Below are 24,456 nucleotides of genomic sequence, written 5' to 3'. Positions count from 1 at the left end.
TAAGGCATCCCACACTAAGCTGCCGTCTTCGTGAGAAAATTGGGGAACTTCAGATGCGTTTGGTTGGCATTGTGGCACTGTGTTTGCTGCTTTCGGCGTGTTTTAGCACGGGTAACTCAGCAACACGGGCAACTGGCCCGATGCCAAGTGATACGGTTCAAACGCTCACACATGTAAGTGTTCCGGGTTCGCGCCTTAACAATTTTGCCCCGACCAGCAAGTTCCTGCAATGCGTGCCCTATGCCCGTGAAGTATCGGGGATCGAAATTTATGGCGATGCCTGGACATGGTGGGGACAGGCTGGCAAAAAGCATTTCCAGCGTGGCAACCGCCCGCAAGTCGGTGCTGTCCTTGCGCTTCGTAAAACATCGCGCTTGAAGCTTGGCCATGTTGCGGTCGTCTCAGCCATTCTTGATAGCCGTAAAATCATGGTCAATCACGCCAATTGGGGCAGCGATTCGCGCACGCGCGGCAAAGTCCATTATCGTCAGCCGGTTGTTGATGTATCGCCCAATAATGATTGGTCGGAAGTGCGCATGATGAACACCCAGGGCACATTCGGCAGTGTTTATCCTGCCCATGGCTTTATCTATCAGCCGCAGGAAACAGCAGAGGCCAATTGACCCGATTGGGCGCAGACGTTCTTTGCGCTTTGCGAAGTTCCCTCTCCAAAAAAGTGGCGAAGCCCCCTGGATCAGGAGCTTCGCCAATTAAACCCGTGCGGGCGGCACGGGTTCGGGGGTTGAACTGTTGTTGATTGCGATCTCTTCAGGCGGCAATCGGGCCAAGGGCATTGAAAAGTGCTGTATCGCTGTCTTCTTCGGGGTTTGGTGTCGTAAGCAGCTTTTCACCGTAAAACACCGAATTGGCTCCTGCCATCAGGCACATTATCTGTGCCTCGCGGTTCAGGTTTGTGCGACCGGCCGACAGGCGCACCATTGATGCGGGCATTGTGATACGCGCAGTCGCAACCATGCGCACCAGCTCCAACGGATCAATCGGCTCAAGATTGGCAAGCGGCGTGCCTGCGACCGGCACCAATGCGTTGATCGGCACGCTTTCGGGGTGGGGGTCAAACCCGGCCAGAACATGGAGCATCGAAGCACGATCGCGGATCGTTTCCCCCATACCGATGATTCCGCCACAGCACAGATCAATGCCCTGACTGCGCACGGCTGCCAAGGTATCGAGCCTGTGCTGATAAGTGCGTGTGGTAATGATCTGGCTGTAAAATTCCGGGCTGGTATCGAGATTGTGGTTATAGGCCGTCAGCCCGGCATCCTTGAGCTGCCGGGCGTGGTGCGGTTCAAGCATGCCAAGGGTGACGCAGGCTTCCATACCCAGACCCTTTACCCCACGTACCATTTCAAGTACCGCGTCAAAGGCAGCACCATCACGCACGCGCCGCCATGCGGCCCCCATGCAAAACCGGTCTGCTCCGGCATTCTTGGCGCGCTCCGCCATTTCAATTACCGATGCCGGATCAAACAGTTGCTCTTTGCCCAGCTTTACTTCGCGATGATGCGCGGATTGTGGGCAATAGGCGCAATCTTCCGGGCAACCACCTGTCTTGATTGAAAGCAGGCTGGCCTTTTGGATGCGGGCGGGGTCAAAATGGTCGCGATGTACTGCGCAGGCCCGGCCCAACAATTCCAAAAGCGGGCTGCGATAGATCTCCTCGATCTCGTCAACGCTCCAATTGTGGCGGATATTGCCATCGACGGGTTTGTCGGGATCGGGCATTTGGTTGTGATATGCAGTCATTGGCCTAGACCGCGTCATGCGAGTTGGATGATCTGCGCGCTTTCAGGCGCATGATCGCGCCATAGCCAAGGGCGACCAGTGCAATCTTTATGGTGTCGCCCAGAACAAACGGCGTAAGGCCAAGGGCGAGAACTTTTTCCGACGGGACAAAGGCGGAAAGCCCGGCCAGACCCAAAAGATAAACCGGCACCATTCCAATCATCATGGTGACGAACTTCCCCAGAGTTCCGCGTCCGCGGGCCAAAATACCAACCAGACCTGCGGCAACAAGATACCCCACAAGATAACCACCGGTCGGTCCCATCATATAGGCAAGGCCAATTCCGCGTTCGGGTGTGCCGGCAAAGACAGGCAAGCCCATTGCACCGGCGGCCAGATAAGCCAGCATGGTTGCGATTGCCATACGCGGTCCCGTGGCCAGAGCAATGGCCATGATGGCCATGGTTTGCAATGTCATCGGGACAGGCCAGAACGGAACAGTGATCTTTGCACTTGCGGTAATCAGGGCCACACCCGCCAGAACCACGAGGCTGAATTTCATGGCTGACAAAACCGGATTGGCAAGTTGGGCGGTATTTTCTGTGGGGGCCGGATAGATCATGGTGATGTGCTCCTTATGACCGAAATCCAAAATTATCTATAAAAATGAATCTGATCTATTAATTACGCCGTCATCTCACGGTGAAATCAATCCCAAAAATCACGCATGGCGAAGTTTTCAGTCTACTTATAGAGCGTATCCAGTTAAGCTAATGTTTTATATAGCTAAAAATTATCTATAAAAATATGGTTTATGCACAAAATTGTTGCGTTCATGCCCCGCAAAGCGGGTGCATCGCAATCATCAGATCAGAAATGATGGTGCTTTGGGGTCAGGATACCGGTTTTTTCAAATTGTTTTTGCCGGGCTTGGTGCCAATCCATTTGACATGGCGGGCAAGTGTTGCGGCAGCAACATCAAACTGATGTTCGTGTAAAGCACGCAGAATTGCACGATGATCCTGATCGGTGGGGGCTTCCCATTCCATGCGGAAGCCTGCAAACAGAAACCGTGCGCTGGCAGCATGCAAATCGTCAATCGTCGCCATCAGGCGCGGCATGTTGCACGGCTCAAGAATGATCCGGTGAAAAGCCTTGTTGGCATCTTCCCATACGCGGACATCCTTGGCGTTTTCGCCTTCGCGGTTGATGTTTTCGGCTTCGTCCAGAATGGCACTGGTCAAATGTGGTGCGGCATGACGCAAGGCCAACACTTCCAGCGAGGCCCGCATTTCAGCCACTTCGCGGATTTCGGAGACGTCAAAACTGGCAACCCGGACACCCCGGCGTGGTTCACTGACGGCCAAACCCTGGGCCTCAAGACGGCGAAAGGCCTCGCGGACGGGAACGTGGCTTGCGCCAAATTCTTCGGCGAAATGGTCCTGACGCAGTTTGGTGCCCGGCGCAAATTCACCGGAAATAATGCGATCCGCCAAGGCGCGTGTGATGCGACCGGCAACAGTGGTGTCTGTGCTGCTGTTTTTCATGTTTTATAGATAATTTGATGAGGCCGGTTTGTCGACAAGATTGATCGATGTCGCAATGCCAATCGGATTATTCTGTTCCAGTAAGCAGGGGAAGTAACCGGGTTTTGCGGCTGAGTGGTTCACATATACCGGAAAAGAAAAAGCCGGACCCGTCAGGTTCCGGCTTTGGATGCTGTTTCTTGGCAAGACGGCTGATTATTTGTCCGTCTGGTCGCAATGTTCATCGGGCATATCGGCAAAGGCATCGCGAAGGGCATTCGACCAGGCATCAGAAAGGGCACGGAACCCCATATCTTCTGCCTCGATCCGGCGCAGTTCGGAAAATTCGCAGCTATCATCGGGCAGGACGGCAAGATCAAGCGGCATACCAACCGACAAGTTCGATCGCAGGGTTGAATCCATCGAAAGCAAGACGGCCTTTACCCCGTCCTTGATCGGCGTATTAGGTGTGATCACGCGATCAAGGATCGGCTTGCCATATTTGTGCTCGCCAATCTGAAGATACGGCGTGTCTGGCGTTGCCTCGATAAAGTTACCTGCGGCATAGACCAGAAACAGGCGCTGTTCCCCGCCTTTGCGCTGGCCACCAATCATGATCGAGGCCGCACTGCTTTCGTGATGCTGTTCAAGCGTGTCGTGGTATTTCAGCTGAACCTTTTGCATGGCCTGCCCGACCAGTTCGGCAACCCGAAACAGGCTTGGTGCACTTAAGATGCAGTCACCCGGTTTGGTTTCCGGGTCGTCAATGGCTTCATGCAGGGTGCTCATCACGGCCTGAGTAATGGCAAGATTCCCAGCCGAAAGTGCCACAATCGCGCGGTCACCGGGAACTTCCCATGTGAACATCTTGCGATAGCGTGAAATGTTATCAAGGCCAGCATTGGTCCGCGTATCCGAAAGGAAAACCAGCCCTTCGTTAAGCATCAAACCGACACAATAGGTCATTTCTGTTTTGGTCCGGCTATTGTTGTGATTGCGCGATGACGACTGTTACATCCAAATTCTCATTCCCGCCACCAGTATGTACGCCCCGTATAGGTGTAGCCACCTGACCATCAAGTCCAGACCCCAGACGAATATAAAAATCGGTTGGGCAACATTTATTTGCCGGATCAAAACCAAGCCAGCCAAGTTCAGGCAAATGCAGCTCCGCCCAGGCATGAGATGCCTCATGGGCGGCACCATGCTGATCGGCAAACAGATACCCTGATACATAACGTGCCGGGATACCAAGATGGCGGGCCGCAGAAATCAATACATGGGCGTGATCCTGACACACGCCTTCGCCATCGGCCATCGCATCGGCAGCCGTTGTGTGAACATTGGTGGTTCCGGGTGCATATTTAACCGCATCTGATACTGCTTCTGCCAAACCATGCGCACATTCCAGAAGCGTTCCACCCTTGTGCTTTTTCGCGACCTTGTCGGCCATTTTCCGGATCGCGGCACTGGATTTGGTCATGGGGGTTGAGCGCAGGAAGACAGCCGGAAATGCACGTTCCTTATGTCCGCGTAAGACGCCGGTGGTATCGGTTGTTTCGATCTCGCCCTTCACGACGATTTCGATGGATTCCATCGGTCCATTGGCGGTCAGGGTGCTGATGATGTCGCCATTGCCATCGGTGAATTCCGATCCGATTGTGCATCCCTCCGCGGAAATCGACCAGCTGAGCATTTTCTGTCCATCAAACTGTGCAGGCGTCAGTTTCAGACTTTGCACCGCATGATGGGCGAGTGTCTCATAGCGATAATGGGTTCTGTGTTCGACCGTTAGACGCATCTTACTGTCCCCCGAAATAATAAGCTTCACCAATGGCATTCGAAAGTGCCCGGTTGCGTGCCTGAAAATCGGTCAGGAATTCATGCAATCCGTTCGAAAAGATTTCGTCCATCTCGCTTTGAGTCAAAAGCGAATACATTTCAACTGCTTGCCCGTGCACGCGATGGCGTTGGCCATAATGACGGGCAAGGCGTTCAAGATGCTGGGTGATCTGTTCAGAACAATGGGCCAGTGAGCGCGGGCTGAAGGGATTAAGGATCAGAAAATGCGCGATACGATGGGGTGAATAGTCATCACGATACACCCAGTGGAAAGCCCGCAAGGATGAGGCGGCACGCAAAACCGTGGTCCATTGATAGTTATCGACACCATCGCCAACCATGCTGGTTTCCGGCAACAGGACGTAATATTTCACATCGAGCAGGCGGGCAGTATTATCAGCACGTTCGATAAAGGTGCCCAGACGAATAAAGTCATACCCGTCATTGCGCAAAAGGGTGGAATCGGTGGTGCCTCGGAACAGGGATCCTTGCTTTTTCACCCAGTCGATGAATTCAGGAAGCTCGTTCTTGGCCAGATTGTGCATTGAAGGACGGCGCAGTTCCATCAAGGCATTGTTCAGTGCTTCCCACATTTCTGCAGTAATGGCGGTTCGCATTGCGCGCGCACTGGCCCTAGCCGCTTCAAAGCAATTTAAGATGGATGACGGATTATCCCGATTAAAGATCAGGAAATTGGCCACCTCTTCCTGACGAAGGGGGGCATCCGGGTCATAGGAAGCGGCACAACCCGAGGACGACAAAACTGATTCCCATTCGGATCGGTTGCCGTCAACAACAGAGGGCATCAGCGCCATGCGATAGCCCATTTCCATCAGGCGGGCCATGTTTTCGGCCCGTTCAACATATCTCGACAGCCAGAAAAGGTTGTCTGCGGTACGACTAAGCATCTCTCAACCCTTTCCTTGATTAATCACTCATGATCCAGGTGTCCTTGACCCCGCCGCCCTGCGACGAGTTCACGACAAGCGATCCTTCCCGCATGGCCACACGGGTTAAGCCCCCCGGTGCCAATCGAATGTCATCACCGACAAGGCAGAATGGCCTGAAATCGACATGACGTGGGGCGATGCCACTTTCAACAAAGGTCGGGCAGGCAGATAAGGCCAAGGTCGGCTGGGCAATGAAATCACCCGGATCGGCCTTGATCCTTTCGGCGTAGGCGGCTTGTTCTTCCTTGGTCGATGCCGGTCCGACCAGCATGCCATAGCCACCGGATCCATGGACTTCCTTGACCACCAGTTCACCAAGATGTTCGAGAATATATTTCAGATCATCTGGTTTGCCGCATTTCCAGGTCGGTACATTGTTTAAGATCGGCTCCTGCCCAAGATAAAACCGGATCATATCGGGGACATAGGTATAAACCGCCTTGTCATCGGCAACACCGGCACCGGGTGCCGAGCAAATTGCCACCCCGCCGGACCGATAGACATTCATCAGGCCGGGAATGCCCAGAACGGAATCGGGGCGGAAACACAGTGGATCGATATAGGCATCATCAATTCGGCGATAAATCACATCCACCCGGGCCGGACCGCGTGTGGTGCGCATGTAAACCCGGTCTTCGGAGACAAACAAATCCTGTCCTTCGACCAGCTCAACCCCCATTTGGTCGGCAAGGAAGGAATGTTCGTAATAGGCACTGTTCAACGCACCGGGGGTCAGAACCACAATATTGGGTTCGCGATCACATTTGGGCGGTGCGATGCTTTTAAGCGTCTTAAGCAGCATGTCCGGATAGCTTTCAACCGGCTCAATCCGCAGGCTTTTGAAAAGATCGGGGAACATGCGCATCATGATTTCACGGTTCTCAAGCATGTAAGATACGCCCGATGGTGTTCGGCAGTTATCTTCAAGAACATAGAAATCTTCGGGGCCGGTGCGCACGATATCGACACCGACAATATGGCTGTAAACCTTACGCGGTGGATCAATGCCAATCACGGCCGGTTCAAACGCATCATTTTTGAAAATCAGATCAGCGGGGACAATCCCGGCCTTGATGATTTCAGCGTTGTGATAGACGTCATATAAAAACAGGTTAAGCGCACGGGCACGTTGCTTGACGCCCCGGTCAAGTTTGCGCCATTCGCCTGCTGTGAAAATACGGGGAATCAAATCAAACGGTATCAGCCGTTCAGGATCGCCACCTTCGCCATAGACGGCAAAGGTAATGCCGATTTTGCGAAACAGGGTTTCGGCTTCAAGGCGTTTTTGTTCGAGAACCTCGGGGCCGCTTGCTTCCATCCAGTCAACCAGTGCGCGATAAGGTTCTCGAACCTGGTCGTCCATCTTCATCTCGTTGAACATGCATACTCCCCTTTGTGACCCTTTGATTAAAGGGGGCCAGACAAGGGGCGGTCAAGGATGTTCACGGTTGAAATGGCAAATTTTTCAGCAAACTACTGATCTGATGAAAAAATAAACTTGGTGCATAGCCGGTTTGACCAAAAAACGGGCGGGCATGATGCCCACCCGATCCGATTATGTCTTTGCCGGGCGAAGCACATGGGTATGGTCGGCGGCATAAAGGCGGGAGTCGGTAAAATCTTTGCGTCCGAAAACTTCGCCAACCATGATCAGAGCGGTACGGGTAATGCCGCTGCCTTTGACCTTGGCGCGGATATCACCAAGGGTGCCAAAGATGTATTGTTGATCGGGCCATGTTGCGCGATAGGCAATCACCACAGGACAGTTTTTGCCATAATGCGGGGTCAGATCGCGGACCACATTGACCAGATTATTGATCGACAGATGCACGGCCAATGTCGCACGGGATTTACCAAGTTCGGCAAGGCTTTCGCCTTCTGGCATGGCCGATGAGCGCATTGTCGTCCGGGTCAGGATCACGGTCTGTGAAATATCGGGAAGGGTTAGTTCCGCCCCGATTTCAGCCGCGGTCGCGGCATAGGCCGACACACCGGGTGTGATGTTATAGGCAATACCAAGTTCATCGAGGCGGCGGATTTGTTCGGCAATCGCGCCATAAATTGACGGATCGCCTGAATGAACGCGCGCGACATCCTGTCCTTTGGCGTGGGCGCTCTCGATTTCGACCATGATTTCATCAAGGTTCATCGACGCGGTATCAATCACACGGGCACCTTCTGGGGCGGAGGAGACGATTTCTTCTGGTACCAGTGATCCGGCATAAAGGCAGACCGGGCATTTTTCAATCAGACGCAAACCGCGCACAGTGATCAGGTCCGGGGCGCCGGGACCGGCACCAATAAAATGAACAGTCATTATTCTGCCTTGTCGTTTTTGGGGGTGTCAGTCGTGCTATGGACCGGTGCCTTGGCCGCATCCGGGCCTTTTTTGGCATAGCCACGCGGGGTATAGACCCATTCATTCTCGCCGCGGGTGATATGGCGGCTGTTGCTTGACCCGACCAGAACCGTGGTCAGCATATCGACCATATCGACTTCCAGTTTCGCAAGCGGAACGACCGTAATTTCCTCGTCCGGGCGGCCAAGCTGACGGCCCAGCACCACAGGTGTATCTTCCTGACGATGTTCCAGCAGGATATCACGCGCCTTGGCCAGCAAATCGCGGCGGCGCTTGGATACCGGATTATAGAACGCGATGACGAAGTCACCTTCGGCAGCCGATTTCAGACGACGGAGGATATCTTCGCGCGGGGTCAAAAGGTCCGAGAGTGAAATCGCACAAAAATCATGCCCCAATGGCGCACCAATGCGCGATGCCGCGGCCTGAAGGGCGGAAATGCCCGGTGAAACCTGCACGGCAACCCGGTTCCAGTCCGAGCGGTCTTCACGATCAAGCAATTCAAAAACAAGCGTTGCCAGGGCATAAATGCCCGCATCACCCGACCCGATCAGGGCAACATCCTTGCCGGTTGCGGCAAGTTCAAGCGCGTGACGCGCACGGGCTTCTTCGGCACCCAGATCGGAATGGTGGCAATCTTTGCCATCAATCAGCGGACCCAACAGATCAAGATACATCTGATAGCCGACAATATCGGACGCGCGGCCAATCAGGGCACTGGCCTCGGGGCTGCGCCAGCCAACCTGACCCGGTCCAATACCAACAATCGACAGCCTGCCCTGCGCCTTGCCGACCCCATCAGGGATGATGTCATCTTGTGACAGGGCGACGGCACAGGTCGCGCGTTTGGTTTTATGCTTGGGGACGATCAGTTTGCCATGCGGGCCGACAGCAGCAAGGGCGGCACCCTCGGCAACGCCATGACATCCGGTTTCGGCAAAGACCACGTCAGATGGGGTGACAAGACGATCTGCCTCTGCCTCAAGCGTTTGGGCATCAAAGAACCGTGCCGGAACGTCAAGGCGTCGCGCCAGTTCATGGACGCAGGCTTCGTCGGCCTTAAGATCGATTGAGGTCACACAGGCAATTGACTTGGGGCTAAGGCACTGTCCGGCAAGTGTTTCCATCACAAGATCGTACAAATCATCAATCGGACAGCCGCGCTCGCATCCCACACCCAGTGCAAGTACCGGCGGGTGATAGGTGATGGCGGTTTCGGCGTTGTTGCTGATCGCATCCTCATTGGCATCTTCACGGGCGGTTGCCGTGATCAGAATTGTGCCGTCATCGTCCTGTGCAATCGCGCTGTTGGTCAGCCATGCGGCTGATCCTGCCTCAATCTCAAATCGGGCGGATGCGCCGGCCAAAAGGGCCGCAGTTGCGGGTTTGACGGTTTCGGGTGTGCCGAGTTTCCAGCTCGCCGGCGGTTCATCAAGCGCAAGTCCCAGCATCGCATCACCCGGTGTGGTGATGGCAGCTATACCGCCAAGCCGTTCAGCCAAATCACGGGCCAGTCGATTGCCGCCGTGATGACCGCCCAAAAGCGGGATAAAGGTCGATCCGGCCTCATCAACGGCAAGCACTGCTGCGTCCTGCCATTTCCCGGCCAGAAGCGGGGCAAGTGCGCGGATCAGGATGCCCGATGCACAGACACCAATGATGACATGGTCCGAAGAAAAAGTTTGTTGCAGATGCGCAATGGTATCATCAAAGGCGACATCAACATCATTGATCGAGACCCGGGTGCGCAGGCCATGAACGCTTGCCCCTTCCAGGCTTGCGGCGATCTTGCGCGCGGTCGGAAGGGAACGCTGTGTCAGGCAAATCACCGCAATCGGGGCGATCGGATTGGTCGGCAATGCCGGACTGTTTGAACTGTTCTGGGCGGTCATCGCCATGCGTCTCCGCGACGGTGGATCAGGATCATGGAAAAATACGGTGCTTTGGCATCCGCCGGAAGATCGGCCAGTGGCACCATCTTTTGCGTTTCAAGGGTCGCACGTTCGATATAGCGCGCCCGATCGGTCAGGCCGAGTTCATTGATAACACCACGGACTTTGGCAAAGTGACGGCCAAGCTTGATGATGGCGGCAGCATCGGTATTGGCAAGCTGTTCGCGCAGCCGATCAGCATCCAGCGGGCCGGGAATGACCTGAAGGACGTCATTTTTGGCGGCCAACGGGGCGCCAAGCTGTGCGGCACAGGCCATCATGGAACTCACACCGGGTACGGTTTTCACCGGGTGGCCGGCTTCGGCCAGACGACCAAACAGATACATGAAGCTGCCATAAAAGAACGGATCGCCTTCACATAGCACAGCAACGGTTTTGCCCATCGCCAAATACTTACCGATTTCAATCGCGGCGGCGTCATATATCGGATCTGCGGGCTTTCCCATTTCAATCCGGATGGCAATCTCGATGCGGCCTTCGGGGATGTGGGGATCAACAATCTGACGGGCAAGGCTGACACCATCCTCAAGGGCGGGATAGGCAATGACATCTGCCTTTTGCAGGATGTTATAAGCCTTTAGCGTGATCAGATCGGGCTCGCCCGGTCCAATGCCAAGACCATAAGCCGTTCCGGCAACCGGAAGGCTTTCTGCGGATGGAAATTCCGCACTGCTCATGCTTTTACTCCGAGGTAATGGGTGACAGGGGCAAGGTTGCTCCAGCCTTTGAAGCTGCCGCGCGGGACCAGTCGGGTAATCGACAGGCGCGACAGGGTGCCACCGTTTTTATTGTAGAAACGTAATAATTTTTCTTCGCCTTCAAGTGTCACCGTATTGGCGACCAGCCGACCATGCAGGGGCAGCATGTCCCAACAGTGTTCAAGCAAGCCATCATTGGTGATGCCCCCACCGATAAAGATCGCATCGGGCTTGGGCAAACGATCAGCAAAGGCAAGGGCTTCTTCGATGGATTTTGGCTCGATCACAAGGGTCGGAACCCCAAGGCGGATGGCATTTTTCTTGATCATTGCGCAGCGTTCAGCGTCGCGTTCAATCGCAACGGCGTGACCGCCCATACGCATCCATTCGATTGAAACCGATCCACATCCAGCACCGATATCCCATAAAGCACCGCCGTTAAACGGAGCAAGGGAAGATATGGTTTGCGCCCGGATTTCCGATTTCGTGATCATGCCATCATGGATGAAGGCATCATCAGGAAGACCGGGGCCCTTGGGCAATGGTTTGGCGTTTGGCCCGGCTTCGAGATCAATCATGATCAGATTAAGCGGATCAATCGGTTTGATGTCCGGCATTGAGGTCGCCGTGGCCTGCCATGTCTGGGCGGTTTGAGTGGTGATGCGTTCTTCAGAACCGCCAAGACGTTCGCAGACCGACATGCGGCTTTGATCAAATCCGGCCTCACACAACATTACTGCGACCAGTGCCGGAGTTGTGCCATCGGCACTTAGCGCAATCAGCTTGCCATGCGGGCGCAGATGGGCACGTAAAGTTTCCGGGGCGCGGCCATGCAGGGTTATCACATCGCATTCCGCCAATGGCCATCCCAAACGTGATGCGGCCAGCGAAATGCTTGAAGGGGACGGGATTGCATATATAGGTTCGGGTCCGAAATATTTAATCAGCGTGTTGCCGACGCCAAAATACATTGGATCCCCGCTGGCCAGAACCACCGGGTTTTGTTCAAGGCAATCTTCGATCAACGGCAGGTTGGCTTCAAATGGTGTGATCCATTTGTTCTGGGTCGCGGTGTTTGAACCCGGCAACATGGCAATATGACGCAATCCGCCAAAAACAATGCGCGCATTCTCAAGGATTTGGCGGGCGATTGACGACAGGCCGTCATAGCCGTCCTCGCCAATACCAATCACGGTTATGCGACCCTTAAGCGGGGCTTGTTCATTCATGATGGATCCCCTGCCTTGCGATCACGCGTGCCATCGGGTGTCGTGGCATCATCACGGGCAAGGCGTGCCAGTGCATTCACGGTCGCTGCCGTCACCGCACTGCCGCCAAATCGTCCCCGCAGCGTGATGAACGGAACATCCCCGGCATGCGTGATCAGGGCTTCCTTGCTTTCGCGTGCACCAACAAACCCGACCGGCATGCCGATGATGGCGGCTGGTTTGGCCAATCGGCCTGTCTGGATGGCTTCAAGCAGATGGAAAAGAGCCGTCGGCGCATTGCCAATGGCAATTATTGCACCTTCGATATGATCTGCCCATGCTTCAACCGCAGCAGCCGAACGGGTTGTTGTCATTTGGCTGGCAAGCCCGTGGGTATCGCTATCATTTAAAGTGCACAAAACCGGGTTTTCGGCCGGAAGCAAACGGGAAATAATGCCGTGACGGACCATTTCTGCATCACACAGGATTGGTTTTCCAGCCCGCAAAGCCACCGTGGCAGCAGCAATGACATCACCACCAAATGCGATCTGATCGGCCATTTCCACCATGCCACAGGCATGAATGATGCGTATGGCAATGGGCCGCTGATCTTCTGAAAAGCGGGCAAGGTCGGCCTCGGCTTCGATGGTGGCAAAGCTTTGGGCATAGATTTCCTGCGGATCACGCAGATAGTCAAACATTGCCGCGCCTTTCAGAGGGTCGGGATCGACCGGTTATGAACCGGTCGGCTTTTTTGCATCATCATGAGAATGGGAATGGCCGTGATCGTGGCTGTGCCCGTGGTCATGACTGTGTCCATGATCGTGATGATGTCCGTGGCTGTGCCCATGACTATGGCCGTCCGTCCCGATGCCCATCACATGATGATGATGGCCAACCTGCGGGGTGGCAACATCGCCTTCATAGCCAATGATCTGTTCGCGATATTTACACAGCTGACAGTTCATATTGTTGTCGCCGGTATCAATTTCGGCCAGACGCTCAGCAAAGCTTGCAAGCACCATCGGGTGATCCTTGAGATAGGCTGCCTTGATGAATTCGACATCGCCAAATTCAGCGGCGACTTCATCCGTATGGGTGTAAATCCGGTCGATCAAAATCCCAGCGAACAGGAAGTACGGGAACACGACAACCCGTTTGTACCCCAGTTTCATGGCTTCGCGCAGGCCCGCATTAACCCGCGGATGGGTAACCCCGGAATAGCTGATTTCGGTGCGTCCGAAACCAAGGCCTTCCTGAAGCATGCGCGCGACCTTATAGACATTTGAATTGGCGTCCGGGTCGTTCGTGCCACGTCCGACAACCATCAAAAGTGTGTCTTCACGCGCAACGCTGTCATTAACGGTGGCAAGGGCTTCTTCAATGCGGTCTTTGGCGGCACTCAGCAATTTTGGATCAATTGCCAGATCGCGGCCGAATTTAACGTCGATATCGGGATTTTCATGCGCGAAATTGTTGACTTCGCTTGGCAGGTCGTTTTTGACGTGACCGGCGGCAAACAGCATACCCGGAAGGGCATAAATCTTTTTATGGCCTTTGGCTTTGAGTTTTTCAAAACCGTCACGCAGGATCGGGTGGGCAAATTCGAGGAAGCCGCTTTCGACATCATAGTCGGCAAGGTGGGTCTGTTTCATCGTTTCAACCATGGCGTTGAACTGTGAAACCGCGCGTTCGTCGCGCGAACCATGACCGCAAATCATTACTGCGCCTTTGGGGGACATAAAAGGCTGCTCCTTTGTCTCTCTCTGATGGTGTTCATCGCGACGCGCGTTTTGCGCAATCGCGGTACCCGATGCCACCCCCGTTTTCACCGATTGGCCTGCGGAATGCAAGCGGCAGGTAACAGAAGATGTATGGCAAGTCGCATCGGCGGCGAAAATACTACTTATTGTGGTCAGGAAGACCTTCGATATCGAATATGTTGTGGTTGGCTTTATATCATTCGGGTTTCATCTGACATGTTCTACGCATGGAAAGTCATTGTGGATGGTTTGGCTTTGCCCGATCAGTATGGGTATGACGAAATTAAAATTCGTATGAAATTGTTGTAACAAAGCCATTTCAAAATGGCAATTCCTGTTGCCGATATAGGGGCTTAACATTGCACGCTACGCATTCTGATTGACGGTGTCGTCCTCACGCCGCAAATTGCGGCCATGGAACCAAGCTTCATCGATTTTCTGATCCCTGCATCCGGATTCTCCGGACCACTTTTCACAATACTGGTGCTGGCACTGGTGTTGGATGGGCTATTTGGCGACTTTCCCTGGCTTTTCTCGCGCATTTCCCATCCGGTGGTCTGGATCGGAAACCTGATTATCTGGTTCGAAAAGCGCTTGAATAAGTCTGATCGCGGACACGCTGATCTGATCTTGCGGGGAACGCTGACAAGTTTGGCGGTGATTTTTGCCGCTGGTGCGATGGGTAGCGTTGTTCAGTTTGTGTCGTCATTTGGCGACGTGTTCTGGCTGTTTGAAGTCCTGTTGGTCGCAATACTGATTGCGCAAAAGGGCCTGTATCAACATGTCAAAGCGGTTTCGGTTGCGCTTAAAAAAGATGGCCTTACGGGCGGGCGCAAAGCCGTTTCCATGATTGTCGGGCGGGATCCCGATACTCTGGATGAAGCTGGCGTCAGCCGGGCAGCGATTGAAAGTTGTGCAGAGAATTTTTCGGATGGCGTGGTTGCTCCGCTGTTTTTGTATGTGGTTGCCGGTCCGGTTGGCATTTGTGTCTATAAGGCGATTAACACCCTTGATTCCATGATTGGTCATCGTAATGCGCGCTATTTGTATTTCGGGCGTTTTGCCGCACGACTGGATGATGTGGTCAACTTCATCCCCGCCCGGATAGCGGGTGCTGTGATTTGTCTCGCAGCGATAATCGGGTCCAAAACCAAAGGCAAAGCGGCATGGCAAATAATGCTAAGCGATGCCAAAAAGCACAAATCCCCCAATGCCGGATGGCAGGAAGCGGCCTTTGCCGGGGCGTTGGACTTGTCACTTGCCGGTCCACGGCAATATGGCGATGAAATTGTCGATGATCCCTATATCGGTGTCGGACGGCGCGATGCAGGTGCTGCCGATATTGATCGGGCCTTGTCGCTTTATACGACCTCATGTCTGATCAATGCAGCATGGCCGATTGTGCTTAAGCTTCTTTGGGTTGGCTTATGAGCACGGGGTGCCCGATCGATCAGATGCCCAAGGGACCGGAATTTCTCGATTACGTCCTACAGAACCACTTCAACTCTGTAATTCTTGACCGGTTTTCGCAGCTTGGCTTTGAGGATTGGTGGCTGACGGCGGGATGCTTGGCCCAATCGGTATGGAACGGTAAGGCTGGAAAAGCCCCACATACTGATATCGCGGATTACGACGTTTTTTATTTCGATCCCGACACAACCTGGCAGTCTGAGGATCACGTGATCCGTCAGGGTCTTGAATTATATGCGGATTTGCCGGTCGGCATCGAAATTCGCAATCAGGCACGTGTGCCGATCTGGTATCCGAAAAAATATGGTTTTGATTATGGTCCGGTTTCTTCGGCAAGTGACGGCATTGATCGGTTTGCTTATCAAACCACCGCAATCGGACTTCGCAAAGAGCGGAATGGCGACTATCGGATCTATGCCCCGTTTGGGCTTGATTTTGTCCTAAACGGAGAGGTCATTCCCAATGATGTTTTGCCCATCCGGGGTGTCTATGAGGCCAAAGTCGCGCGCTGGCATAAAATATGGCCGGATTTAAAAGTCACACCTTGGCCGGATGTGGACAAAAAACTGCATTCCGTCCAAACGGGTGTCAGGCCTTAGTTCTTGTCTTTATTCATCCGGGCAATGGTTGATGTGGTTGAAAAGCCATCTTCAAGATTGGCCAGAACCACTTTGCCGCCATAGCCATGGACGATATCGGCACCAACCACCTTATCAATGGTGTAATCCGCGCCCTTTACCAGAATATCGGGCTTGATGGCCTCGATCAGTTTGACCGGGGTATCTTCGCCAAAAATCACCACGCCGCTGACGGTTTCAAGCGATCCAAGCACGGCAGCCCGGGCGGCTTCGGACTGGATCGGGCGGCTTTCACCTTTAAGCCGTTTGACCGATGTATCGGAATTCAACCCGACAATCAGGCGGTCGCAATTTGCGTGTGCCTGCTTTAGCAGGCTGAGATGGCCGGGATGTAAAAGATCAAAGCAGCCATTGGTAAAGCCGACTTTACATCCTTTACGGCGCCAGCGTTCAGCGCGGTCCACCATGCGATCAAGCGGCATCAGTTTGGCTTCGCCAATCATCAAGTCATGATGATGCAAGGCAGAAACCAGTTCATCCGGATAGACAATCGCTGTGCCGATTTTGCCAACAACAATGCCTGCGGCAACATTGGCAATCCGTGCGGCATCAGCCAGACTTGATCCGGCGGCAACTGCCGATGCAAGGCAGGCAACAACCGTGTCGCCAGCACCTGAAACGTCAAACACTTCGCGCGCTTCGGTCGGCAGGTGAATGGCCTCGCCATCCTTGGTGACCAGGGTCATGCCATCCTGGCTACGGGTTAGCAGAACATTGTCGATCCCACATTCGGTGATGATTTTGGTTGCGGCGGCAACGGCGTCTTCATCGCTGTTAACTGTAATACCGGTTGCGGCCTGTGCTTCAGCGCGGTTGGGGGTGACAACGGTTGCCCCACGATAAATGCTGTAATCGCTGCCTTTTGGGTCAACAATTACCGGTTTACCGGCACTGCGGGCGGCATTAATAGCGGCAGCGACCACATCGGCATGCAAAACACCTTTGCCATAGTCCGAGAGAATGATTGCTGCGACATCCGATGCCAGTTGCCCGGCAAGGGCTGAGAGGTTGCTGATTGTCTCAGGTGCGATATCTGCCGTGGTTTCATTGTCAGATCGCAACAATTGCTGTCCGCTTGCAATATAGCGGGTTTTGATCGTGGTCTGCCGGTTGCGCTCGGTCTGGATATAGGGTTCAACACCCTTATCATTGGCAACATATTCCATGACCTCACGCCCGGAAATATCATCGCCGACCAAGGATAGAAACTGGACAGACGCCCCAAGTGCTGTGGCATTGCGCGCCACATTGCCCGCACCGCCAAGCATTGCGCTTTCGCGTTCGACCCGGATGACCGGGATCGGTGCTTCGGGCGAGATGCGGGTAACAGAACCATAGACAAACCGGTCAAGCATCACATCGCCAATACAGAGAACCTTGGCATTGCTAAGTTCTTCAACCTGTCGGGCCAAATGGCTGAGATCAATCATGGTATCTTGTCTTTGTTCTGTCGTTTGCTTTGGTGGGTATCGGGAGTGGGTATCGGGACCGGTCGCTTACTTCTTGGTCAAGCCAAGCGTATGTTCAAGCGCACCAACCAGCATCTGACCAAGCTGGATGTGCATTTCCTGAATGCGTGCAGTGGTGTTGCTTGGGACGATCATGATTGGATCACACAAATCAACCATATCGCCACCGGTTTTTCCGGTCCAGCCGGTCGCAATCAAGCCCATCTCACGCGCCTTGGCCAAACCAAGATTGACGTTTTTGCTGTTGCCAGATGTTGAAATGCCAATCGCGACATCATCCGGGTTGCCCAGTGCTTCGATCTGGCGCGAAAACAGGTAATCAAACCCAAAATCGTTGCCAATTGCGGTTAAGGCCGAACTGTCGGTGGTCAAGGCAATTGCCGGAAGGGCGCGGCGGTCATTGATATAGCGAACGGTAAATTCGGTCGCGATATGCTGGGCGTCTGCTGCCGACCCGCCATTGCCAAACAACAGCAATTTATTGCCGTCATTCAAGGCATCGGTACAGATTTCAACCAGCTCGACAAATGCGTCGCGGGTGGCTTCACGGGTCTTGTCGACCAGATCAAGATGCTCGTCAAACTCGGCATCGAAAAAGGCATTGATATCCATAGCGTATCTAGTCCTGAAATGTCGTGTTAGCCGTGTTTCGCAATCAAATCGCGGAAATAATCGATGGTCGAACCTTGACCGGTTTCAAAGGCGATAGAGACGACACCTTTGAACAGAATCCGCTTGCGTCGCAACATATCGTTCTTAACCCAGATCGATCTGATGTAAAATCGGGCTGAAACTAGCAGCTTGGATGGCGGAAAGCTACGACTTATCTTTTTGTGGGATGTGTGAAAATGTCCGATTTTCGCGTTTGGTTTCAATAGCCATGAATGCTAAATACATAACCTGTTAATCGACAGGCTCTATGCTGGGACTGACAGGCTATCGGCTCCGTTTCTGGCAAAACAATAATCTGGTCATTGCATTTATGTCTGATAACGCACTTCCATCACCTGAAGCCTTCCTCGTTGACTATGTGCGACGCCTAGAGCGGCGCAAGGACGGCGTTGGTGCGATTCATGTGCATTTTTCAAAATTGCTGGCGTTTAACCGCCGTGATCATCATATCCGCACGGCCATTGCCGCTTTTGAAGAAATCGTGCCGGAAGTCACCGGTCGTATCTTTACCCTGTCAAATCAGGATCTTATTTTCATTTTCGACGCTGCGGAAATGGATGAGGTCAATGCCGTCATTTTCCGTCTGAAATTCCTGTTTAACGACGATCCGTTAATCGGAGAAAACAAGGATGAAAGTGGCGCACCTGCCAATTTCACCGATTACTTCGATGTTGGTCAGCAATACAAAGATTTCCTGCACCTGACCCAGATGCTGGTGCGTTCAAACGCCAATCGCCCGCGGGTGGTGAGCAAGGCGGCCGAACGTCATAACGATCATCCCGAATATGGCGATGACCGGCAGCCTCTGACGCCCAAAATTCTTGGCCGCATTGATGAATCGCTGCGGCGTGCGGATTTGTCCAACCTGATGCGCAGACAGGCGATTTGTGCCGTGGTGGGTGATGCCAACCCAACGCCGGTTTTCCACGAATTATTCATATCGATCAAAGATTTGCAGGAAACGCTGCTGCCGGACGTCAATGTGCTTTCAAACCGCTGGCTGTTTCAGCACCTGACCGAAATTCTTGACCGTCGGATGTTGTCGCTTTTGACCCGAAGCAATGATGCGTCGGTTACCGGATCGGTCAGTATCAATTTGAATGTATCGACCCTGCTATCACCGGATTTCCTGACATTCGATAGCAATGTTAAGGCTGGGCAACGCGGTACCATTGTGCTTGAATTGCAAAAGATCGATATTTTTGCGGACCTTGGGGCCTTTTTCTTTGCCCGTGATTTCTGTCGTGACCGTGGGTATCGCATCTGCATTGACGGGATAAGCCATCTGTCTCTGCCCTATATCAATCGTAATAAAATCGGCGTTGATATGATCAAGATGATCTGGGATGTCGAGATGGAAAACATGGATGAAGAACACCGCGAAGCCATGCGTGCCGCCGTTGCCGAATCAGGCGATACCCGCGTGATCCTGTGTAGGTGTGATGACGAACGGGCGATCAAGTTTGGTCACTCGGTCAATATCACCATGTTCCAGGGCCGCCATGTCGAACACCTGATGAACGAGCGGACAAAAAAATAGCGCCAACTTGATTGGCACTATTTTCCATGGCGGTTAAAACAAGCGTGTGTTCCAGCCGTTTTATTCCTTGCCGTCGATCCCGGCTTTTTCAAAGGTTGCCATGCTGTTGTGGCATTCCGCCGCCGCCCGCAAAAGCGGAATGGCAAGGGCTGCACCTGATCCTTCACCAAGGCGCATCCCGAAATTGATCAGGGCTTCTTTGCCAAGTTTTTCAAGCAAGCGTTCATGACCGGGTTCAGCGGATACATGCCCGACCAGGCAGTGATCAAGCGCATCGGGGCGCATGGCGGCCAGAACTGCTGCCGCCGCACAGGAAACATAGCCATCCAGTAAGACAGGCACGCGGGCAAAGCGCGCGGCAATGATTGCCCCGGCCATGGCGGCAATTTCGCGTCCACCAACACAGCGCAGAATGTCAAGCCCGTCATGCATCTGGTTTTTATGCAAAATGATGGCATCGCCTACAACGCGGGTTTTAAGGATTAAGGTAGCGTCATCAATCCCGGTCCCGCGACCGGTCCAGTCCGCAGCATTTCCACCATAAAGCGCGTGGGAAATGGCCGCAGCTGCCGTGGTGTTGCCAATGCCCATTTCGCCGGGCACAAACAGATCAAGACCCTTTTCAATTGCACTCATGCCAAAGGCCATGGCTTCGGCACAGCCTTCGTCATCCATGGCCGGTTCCTGACTGAAATCATTGGTCGGGATTTCAAGGGCGACTTCCATGACACGCAGTTCGGCATCGACCGATTTGCAAATCTGGTTGATGGCAGCACCACCATTGATGAAATTTTCGACCATCTGATGGTTCACGCTGGCCGGGAAAGCCGACACACCCTGTGCGACAACACCGTGACTGCCGGCAAAGACGGTGACGCGCGGGCGTGTCATATTCGGGCGTGAACTTCCCTGCCATCCGGAAAGCCACAAGCTGAAATCTTCCAGGCGGCCAAGAGATCCCGACGGCTTGGTCAGGGTCGGTTCGCGTTTACGCACAGCGGCCTGCGCTTCGTCATCAACGGCCGGCAGGTCGGTCAGAAGGGTGCGAATTTCTTCAAGGCTCTGGGGCGGGTGCTTGGGATTGAACATGCTGGTCTCCGGCTGCGGCAAATCGATGAATGCCTGTTCCGCTTGGCTTATCTGGTGGTTAAGATTAGGTTCTAAAACCAATTGCTTGGTGCGTTTTACCTTCCGCCGTTTGCCAGAACATGACGGGCATTTAAAGTATAACGGACCAAGAAATCAGCCTGACCCTAGGCTCATGCGCAACAGATTGCCAGTTCGAAAATCGGAATTTGATGGTACCCGAAGATCATAATCAAAACGAAACAAATATGCAAAGTCCGGATGAACGGCGCGATGCGTCAGAGGGTTCTGCTGGTTCAACTGCAACGACCTATGCCAGCACGTCGGTAATGTCGGATTTTTGGCGTGCGATGGCGCTGCTGAGCCGGGTACCCGTTTTCGACATTGACGATTTTCGCCCGGTCATGATTGCGCGGTCGGTTTGGTGTTGGCCGCTGGTGGGCTTGTTTTTGGCAGGACTGGCCCTTTTGCCGGCCATGCTGGTCAATTATTTGACCGAAAATACCATGATCTTTGCCATCGTTGCGGTGGCATCAATGGTGCTTCTGACCGGGGCGATGCATGAAGACGGGATGGCCGATTGCGCCGATGGTTTTGGCGGTGGCGTGGAACGATCGCGTAAGCTTGAAATCATGCGCGACAGTCAGATCGGGACATACGGGGTTGTTGCCTTGATCCTGTGTCTCAGTTTACGTCTGACCTTGCTGTATACTGCGGCAAATATCGGTCTGGCGGCGACTTTGTTGCTTTGTACGGCGGTTATGTCACGCGCGGCAATGCCGATTGTCATGCGCGTTTTGCCACCTGCTCGCGATAACGGGTTGGGCAAAGGGGCGGGTCAACCGGGCCTGCTGCCAATGGTCATCGGATTTGTCATTGCGATCACAATCGTTGGGGCGTTGGCCGGGATTACAGCCACTTTGGCGATTTTTTTGGGAACTGTAATCGCCATTTTCATCGTTGCTTTGGTTGCCAGATGGCAGATTGGTGGGCAAACGGGGGACGTGCTTGGTGCAACTCAACTCAGTGCTGAACTGTTTGCCGGGATTGCATTTATCGCGGTGATGGGTGGGGTCTGATGCTATGATGATCGCGCATTCAAAATTACCCTGTTGGATGTCGGCGGCGGATCAGTTCCGAGGATGGCATGATTAAACCTGAAACAACGCGTTGGTGGCTGGTGCGCCATGCACCAGTTGAGAATCCAGAAGGTTTGGTTTACGGCCGCAGTGACATGCCGGTTGATTTGTCTGATGAAAAGGCCTTGCGGGCCGTGGCGCGTCATCTGCCCCGTGATGCCGTCTGGGTGACAAGCCATTTGTCGCGCACCCTTGATACAGCGTTGAAGCTTCAGGAACTCATCGACGAAGACGTCATCCCAACCCGCGAAAGCGGCTTTGCCGAACAGCATTTTGGCGCGTGGGAACTGCAACACTGGAATGATCTTCCCAAAGGTGAAACCACACAATTCTGGACGGACTTTGCCCGTCAACAACCACCAAATGGCGAAAGTTTTTCAGATGTGGTTGACCGCGTCGGTCCGCTTTTTTCCCGTTTGAACCGATATTGGGTCGGGCGCGATATTGTCGCGGTTATTCACGGCGGCACAGTGCGGGCGATTATGGCCAATGCGCTTGGTCTGTCGCTTGAAGCGGCCCTGTCATTTCACATTGATACGTTGGGTTTGACCAAGCTTGAATATATCACGGGCGTTGAGGAGCCGGGTTGGCGGGTGACTGCCGTTAATCAACGCTATTAATCGTCATCACAATCGCCAACACGACAACGGTACCAACCGCGCACGGATTGATGCCGTTTGGATCAGATGAGATCCCCTTATCTGGACTTACGCAGTTTGCAGTTCCGGTTTCGCCGCGAGATCCCGCAAGGCATCTTCTGCCAGATATCGGTCAAGCATATCTGGTGTAATGTCATGTTTCTCACAGATCGCGGCGACATCCTGAAGATAGGCTTCATAATAAGGCATTGGTCGGCTGCGCGATTTATTGCGCAGTTTGGTGACATTCGGGAAGTCTTCGGCCAGCGGCGTGTTTTCAATCGCCTGAATGACATTGTCGTCAATGATCGCTGCCGTCATCCCGCGATAGGTCTTGCCACAAGCCGAAAGCATCTTGCTTGCCGTCGGGACCGAGATGCCGGGCTGAGCCAGCAATTCGTTCAATTCTTCTGCGCCGAAGTCTGAAATCGACATCAAGGTGATCAATGTCGGTAAGTCGCGGACAAGCAGCGACAAGGCATTGACGCGGATGCCGCGTGCATGGGACCAGATAATGGTCGCAATCACACCCTTTGAAGCATCCAGAGCAAAGATATCGCGAACGTCGCGACGGGCCAGTGTGATGTCACTATCCGTTGCGTATTCTTCCAGAAAGTTCTGAAAAGACCGGTTGTCTGAATTCAGACGGTCCAGCAGCCCAAGCCACATCTCCTTGCGTGATGATGTGATCCAGGTTGGTGTGTTCAGCTTTCGGATTTTCGGTAAGTGCGCATTAATTGCCATTGGATTTTGCAAAATTCCAGTTAACCCCAAGAGTTTCATGTCGCAGCTTTCTGCAACCAACCGGGTGTGTTTGTTTTATTCCCGGCGACCATCACTGACGGGCGGTTTTTCCGCTTTCCTATTCCAGCGTGATAATATGATGTTCTCTTAAACAAGGGCTGCCCTCAAGCAGGCAATTCTTACAAATACTGACCATCCGGCTAGGGTCCCTGATCTGATGGAGAATGCCCTTTGGCTTAAAGGGCAAACCTGCTAGGTTCGGCACGCCATTCGGTGATGGGAAATCGGTGCAAAGCCGATGCTGCCCCCGCAACTGTATCGGGTTGGGCGATCCAGGTGTGTGCATTGCACGACACCAGCCACCGGGAAACCGGGAAGGCGGATCGCTTTCATGCCCGCAGCCAGGAAACCAGCCGAAGGTGTCACTTCCTGATCGGGGTGGCGACGCAATCGGGCCTCGGTGGGAGGCCATGGCGAGGAACTTATGGAATGAGCCAAGCAGAACCGCTTATCGGGATACATTTGATCCTTGGGGGCGCTCGATCCGGCAAAAGCAGGTTTGCCGAAAACATCATCAATCAGGCAGGTGGCGGGATCTATATCGCGACCGGGCGGGCCTGGGATGATGAAATGGCCAACCGCATTGACCTTCACAAACAATCACGCGGCGATCTTTGGCACACAATTGAAGAACCGACCGATCTTTGCGCAGCTCTTCGCACCTGTAATGTGCAAGAAGGCAAGCCGGTATTGGTTGATTGTCTGACCTTGTGGCTGACCAACCTGATGCTTGAAGACCGCGATATCGATGCTGAAATCACAATGCTTTGTGATCTTGTACCGGTATTGGACATTCCGGTTCTTCTGGTGTCCAACGAGGTCGGTTTTGGAATCGTGCCGGAAAATGCGATGGCACGGGCCTTTCGCGATCATGCCGGACGGCTGCATCAGCGCATTGCCGAACTGGCAAACAGGGTGACCTTGGTGGTCGCGGGCATACCGATGCAGGTCAAATAGCA

The 24,456-nt window shown here is 53.6% G+C and carries 25 protein-coding genes and 1 riboswitch; of the genes, 8 read left to right on the top strand and 17 right to left on the bottom strand.

Annotation, left to right across the window (positions count from 1 at the left end; genetic code table 11):
* The first annotated feature begins 53 nt into the window (after positions 1-53).
* Positions 54-623 carry a CHAP domain-containing protein gene (locus tag ACQ0MK_RS17075; protein ID WP_350040522.1) on the top strand — a complete coding sequence of 190 codons (570 nt, stop codon included), beginning with the start codon at positions 54-56 and terminating at the stop codon, positions 621-623.
* Between the two features lie 145 nt (positions 624-768).
* On the opposite strand, the gene bioB is transcribed toward ACQ0MK_RS17075, so the two are convergent.
* From bioB to ACQ0MK_RS17010, 13 genes are all read right to left on the bottom strand, one after another.
* Positions 769-1,764, bottom strand: a complete 996-nt coding sequence (bioB, locus tag ACQ0MK_RS17070; RefSeq protein WP_430473631.1) for a biotin synthase BioB — start codon at positions 1,762-1,764, stop codon at positions 769-771.
* 4 nt (positions 1,765-1,768) lie between these two features.
* Positions 1,769-2,365 carry a biotin transporter BioY gene (locus ACQ0MK_RS17065; RefSeq protein WP_430473630.1) on the bottom strand — a complete coding sequence of 199 codons (597 nt, stop codon included), beginning with the start codon at positions 2,363-2,365 and terminating at the stop codon, positions 1,769-1,771.
* Between the two features lie 271 nt (positions 2,366-2,636).
* The gene (locus ACQ0MK_RS17060) at positions 2,637-3,290 is read right to left on the bottom strand and encodes a GntR family transcriptional regulator (RefSeq protein WP_430473629.1); all 654 of its coding nucleotides are present in this window, start codon (positions 3,288-3,290) and stop codon (positions 2,637-2,639) included.
* Between the two features lie 195 nt (positions 3,291-3,485).
* Positions 3,486-4,235, bottom strand: a complete 750-nt coding sequence (locus ACQ0MK_RS17055; protein WP_430473628.1) for a peptidase — start codon at positions 4,233-4,235, stop codon at positions 3,486-3,488.
* 16 nt (positions 4,236-4,251) lie between these two features.
* Complete coding sequence (locus tag ACQ0MK_RS17050; protein ID WP_430473627.1) at positions 4,252-5,070, bottom strand: transglutaminase family protein; 819 nt, start codon at positions 5,068-5,070, stop codon at positions 4,252-4,254.
* A 1-nt stretch (position 5,071) separates the two neighbouring features.
* Positions 5,072-6,019, bottom strand: coding sequence for an alpha-E domain-containing protein (locus tag ACQ0MK_RS17045; RefSeq protein WP_430473626.1), 948 nt, complete (start codon positions 6,017-6,019; stop codon positions 5,072-5,074).
* Positions 6,020-6,038: 19 nt separating this feature from the next.
* Positions 6,039-7,442: a circularly permuted type 2 ATP-grasp protein gene (locus tag ACQ0MK_RS17040; protein WP_430473625.1), complete on the bottom strand. Its 1,404-nt coding sequence runs from the start codon at positions 7,440-7,442 to the stop codon at positions 6,039-6,041.
* A 174-nt stretch (positions 7,443-7,616) separates the two neighbouring features.
* Positions 7,617-8,378 (bottom strand): precorrin-4 C(11)-methyltransferase, encoded by a 762-nt coding sequence (gene cobM, locus ACQ0MK_RS17035; protein ID WP_430473624.1) that lies wholly within the window; start codon positions 8,376-8,378, stop codon positions 7,617-7,619.
* Positions 8,378-10,312 carry a precorrin-3B C(17)-methyltransferase gene (gene cobJ, locus ACQ0MK_RS17030; protein ID WP_430473623.1) on the bottom strand — a complete coding sequence of 645 codons (1,935 nt, stop codon included), beginning with the start codon at positions 10,310-10,312 and terminating at the stop codon, positions 8,378-8,380. The genes cobM and cobJ overlap by 1 nt, the downstream gene beginning before the upstream one ends.
* A complete protein-coding gene (gene cobI, locus ACQ0MK_RS17025; protein WP_430473622.1) occupies positions 10,309-11,049 on the bottom strand; it encodes a precorrin-2 C(20)-methyltransferase in 741 nt (246 codons plus the stop codon). Before cobI ends, cobJ begins: the two co-directional genes overlap by 4 nt.
* Entirely contained in the window at positions 11,046-12,299 is a 1,254-nt protein-coding gene (gene cbiE, locus ACQ0MK_RS17020; RefSeq protein ID WP_430473621.1) for a precorrin-6y C5,15-methyltransferase (decarboxylating) subunit CbiE, read from the bottom strand. Before cbiE ends, cobI begins: the two co-directional genes overlap by 4 nt.
* A complete protein-coding gene (locus ACQ0MK_RS17015) occupies positions 12,296-12,979 on the bottom strand; it encodes a precorrin-8X methylmutase (RefSeq protein WP_350045168.1) in 684 nt (227 codons plus the stop codon). The genes cbiE and ACQ0MK_RS17015 overlap by 4 nt, the downstream gene beginning before the upstream one ends.
* Before the next feature lie 33 nt (positions 12,980-13,012).
* On the bottom strand, positions 13,013-14,020 hold the full coding sequence (locus ACQ0MK_RS17010; protein ID WP_430473620.1) for a sirohydrochlorin chelatase: 1,008 nt from the start codon (positions 14,018-14,020) through the stop codon (positions 13,013-13,015).
* 132 nt (positions 14,021-14,152) lie between these two features.
* Here ACQ0MK_RS17010 and ACQ0MK_RS17005 point away from each other — a divergent pair, with 132 nt between their 5' ends.
* The 3 genes from ACQ0MK_RS17005 (at position 14,153) to ACQ0MK_RS16995 (ending at position 16,110) form a co-directional block, all read left to right on the top strand.
* On the top strand, positions 14,153-14,350 hold the full coding sequence (locus ACQ0MK_RS17005; protein WP_430473619.1) for a hypothetical protein: 198 nt from the start codon (positions 14,153-14,155) through the stop codon (positions 14,348-14,350).
* A 105-nt stretch (positions 14,351-14,455) separates the two neighbouring features.
* Complete coding sequence (gene cbiB / locus ACQ0MK_RS17000) at positions 14,456-15,472, top strand: adenosylcobinamide-phosphate synthase CbiB (protein ID WP_430473618.1); 1,017 nt, start codon at positions 14,456-14,458, stop codon at positions 15,470-15,472.
* Positions 15,469-16,110, top strand: a complete 642-nt coding sequence (locus ACQ0MK_RS16995; protein ID WP_430473617.1) for a nucleotidyltransferase family protein — start codon at positions 15,469-15,471, stop codon at positions 16,108-16,110. Before cbiB ends, ACQ0MK_RS16995 begins: the two co-directional genes overlap by 4 nt.
* Here the strand turns inward: ACQ0MK_RS16995 and rfaE1 are convergent.
* Positions 16,107-17,579, bottom strand: a complete 1,473-nt coding sequence (gene rfaE1 / locus ACQ0MK_RS16990; RefSeq protein ID WP_430473616.1) for a D-glycero-beta-D-manno-heptose-7-phosphate kinase — start codon at positions 17,577-17,579, stop codon at positions 16,107-16,109. The two genes, ACQ0MK_RS16995 and rfaE1, sit on opposite strands and share 4 nt — an antisense overlap.
* Before the next feature lie 66 nt (positions 17,580-17,645).
* Entirely contained in the window at positions 17,646-18,230 is a 585-nt protein-coding gene (locus ACQ0MK_RS16985) for a D-sedoheptulose 7-phosphate isomerase (protein ID WP_430473615.1), read from the bottom strand.
* A 307-nt stretch (positions 18,231-18,537) separates the two neighbouring features.
* On the opposite strand from ACQ0MK_RS16985, the gene ACQ0MK_RS16980 reads away from it, so the two are divergent.
* Positions 18,538-19,830, top strand: coding sequence for a hypothetical protein (locus tag ACQ0MK_RS16980; RefSeq protein WP_430473614.1), 1,293 nt, complete (start codon positions 18,538-18,540; stop codon positions 19,828-19,830).
* Positions 19,831-19,890: 60 nt separating this feature from the next.
* On the opposite strand, the gene cobT is transcribed toward ACQ0MK_RS16980, so the two are convergent.
* A complete protein-coding gene (cobT, locus tag ACQ0MK_RS16975) occupies positions 19,891-20,919 on the bottom strand; it encodes a nicotinate-nucleotide--dimethylbenzimidazole phosphoribosyltransferase (protein ID WP_430473613.1) in 1,029 nt (342 codons plus the stop codon).
* 245 nt (positions 20,920-21,164) lie between these two features.
* Between cobT and cobS the strand changes: the two genes are divergently transcribed.
* Positions 21,165-21,995 carry an adenosylcobinamide-GDP ribazoletransferase gene (cobS, locus tag ACQ0MK_RS16970; RefSeq protein ID WP_430473612.1) on the top strand — a complete coding sequence of 277 codons (831 nt, stop codon included), beginning with the start codon at positions 21,165-21,167 and terminating at the stop codon, positions 21,993-21,995.
* A gap of 68 nt (positions 21,996-22,063) precedes the next feature.
* Entirely contained in the window at positions 22,064-22,675 is a 612-nt protein-coding gene (locus ACQ0MK_RS16965) for a histidine phosphatase family protein (protein WP_430473611.1), read from the top strand.
* An 87-nt stretch (positions 22,676-22,762) separates the two neighbouring features.
* Here the strand turns inward: ACQ0MK_RS16965 and ACQ0MK_RS16960 are convergent, their stop codons facing one another.
* Positions 22,763-23,437, bottom strand: coding sequence for a hypothetical protein (locus tag ACQ0MK_RS16960; RefSeq protein WP_430473610.1), 675 nt, complete (start codon positions 23,435-23,437; stop codon positions 22,763-22,765).
* 242 nt (positions 23,438-23,679) lie between these two features.
* A riboswitch (cobalamin riboswitch) is annotated at positions 23,680-23,869 on the top strand.
* A 57-nt stretch (positions 23,870-23,926) separates the two neighbouring features.
* Between ACQ0MK_RS16960 and cobU the strand changes: the two genes are divergently transcribed.
* Entirely contained in the window at positions 23,927-24,454 is a 528-nt protein-coding gene (gene cobU, locus ACQ0MK_RS16955; RefSeq protein WP_430473609.1) for a bifunctional adenosylcobinamide kinase/adenosylcobinamide-phosphate guanylyltransferase, read from the top strand.
* The last annotated feature ends 2 nt before the right edge of the window (positions 24,455-24,456 follow it).

Source organism: Thalassospira lucentensis (assembly GCF_050516545.1).
Classification (GTDB): Bacteria; Pseudomonadota; Alphaproteobacteria; order Rhodospirillales; family Thalassospiraceae; genus Thalassospira; species Thalassospira lucentensis_C.
Note: the sequence above shows the minus strand (reverse complement) of the source record. Positions and strands in the feature narration are given on the sequence as shown.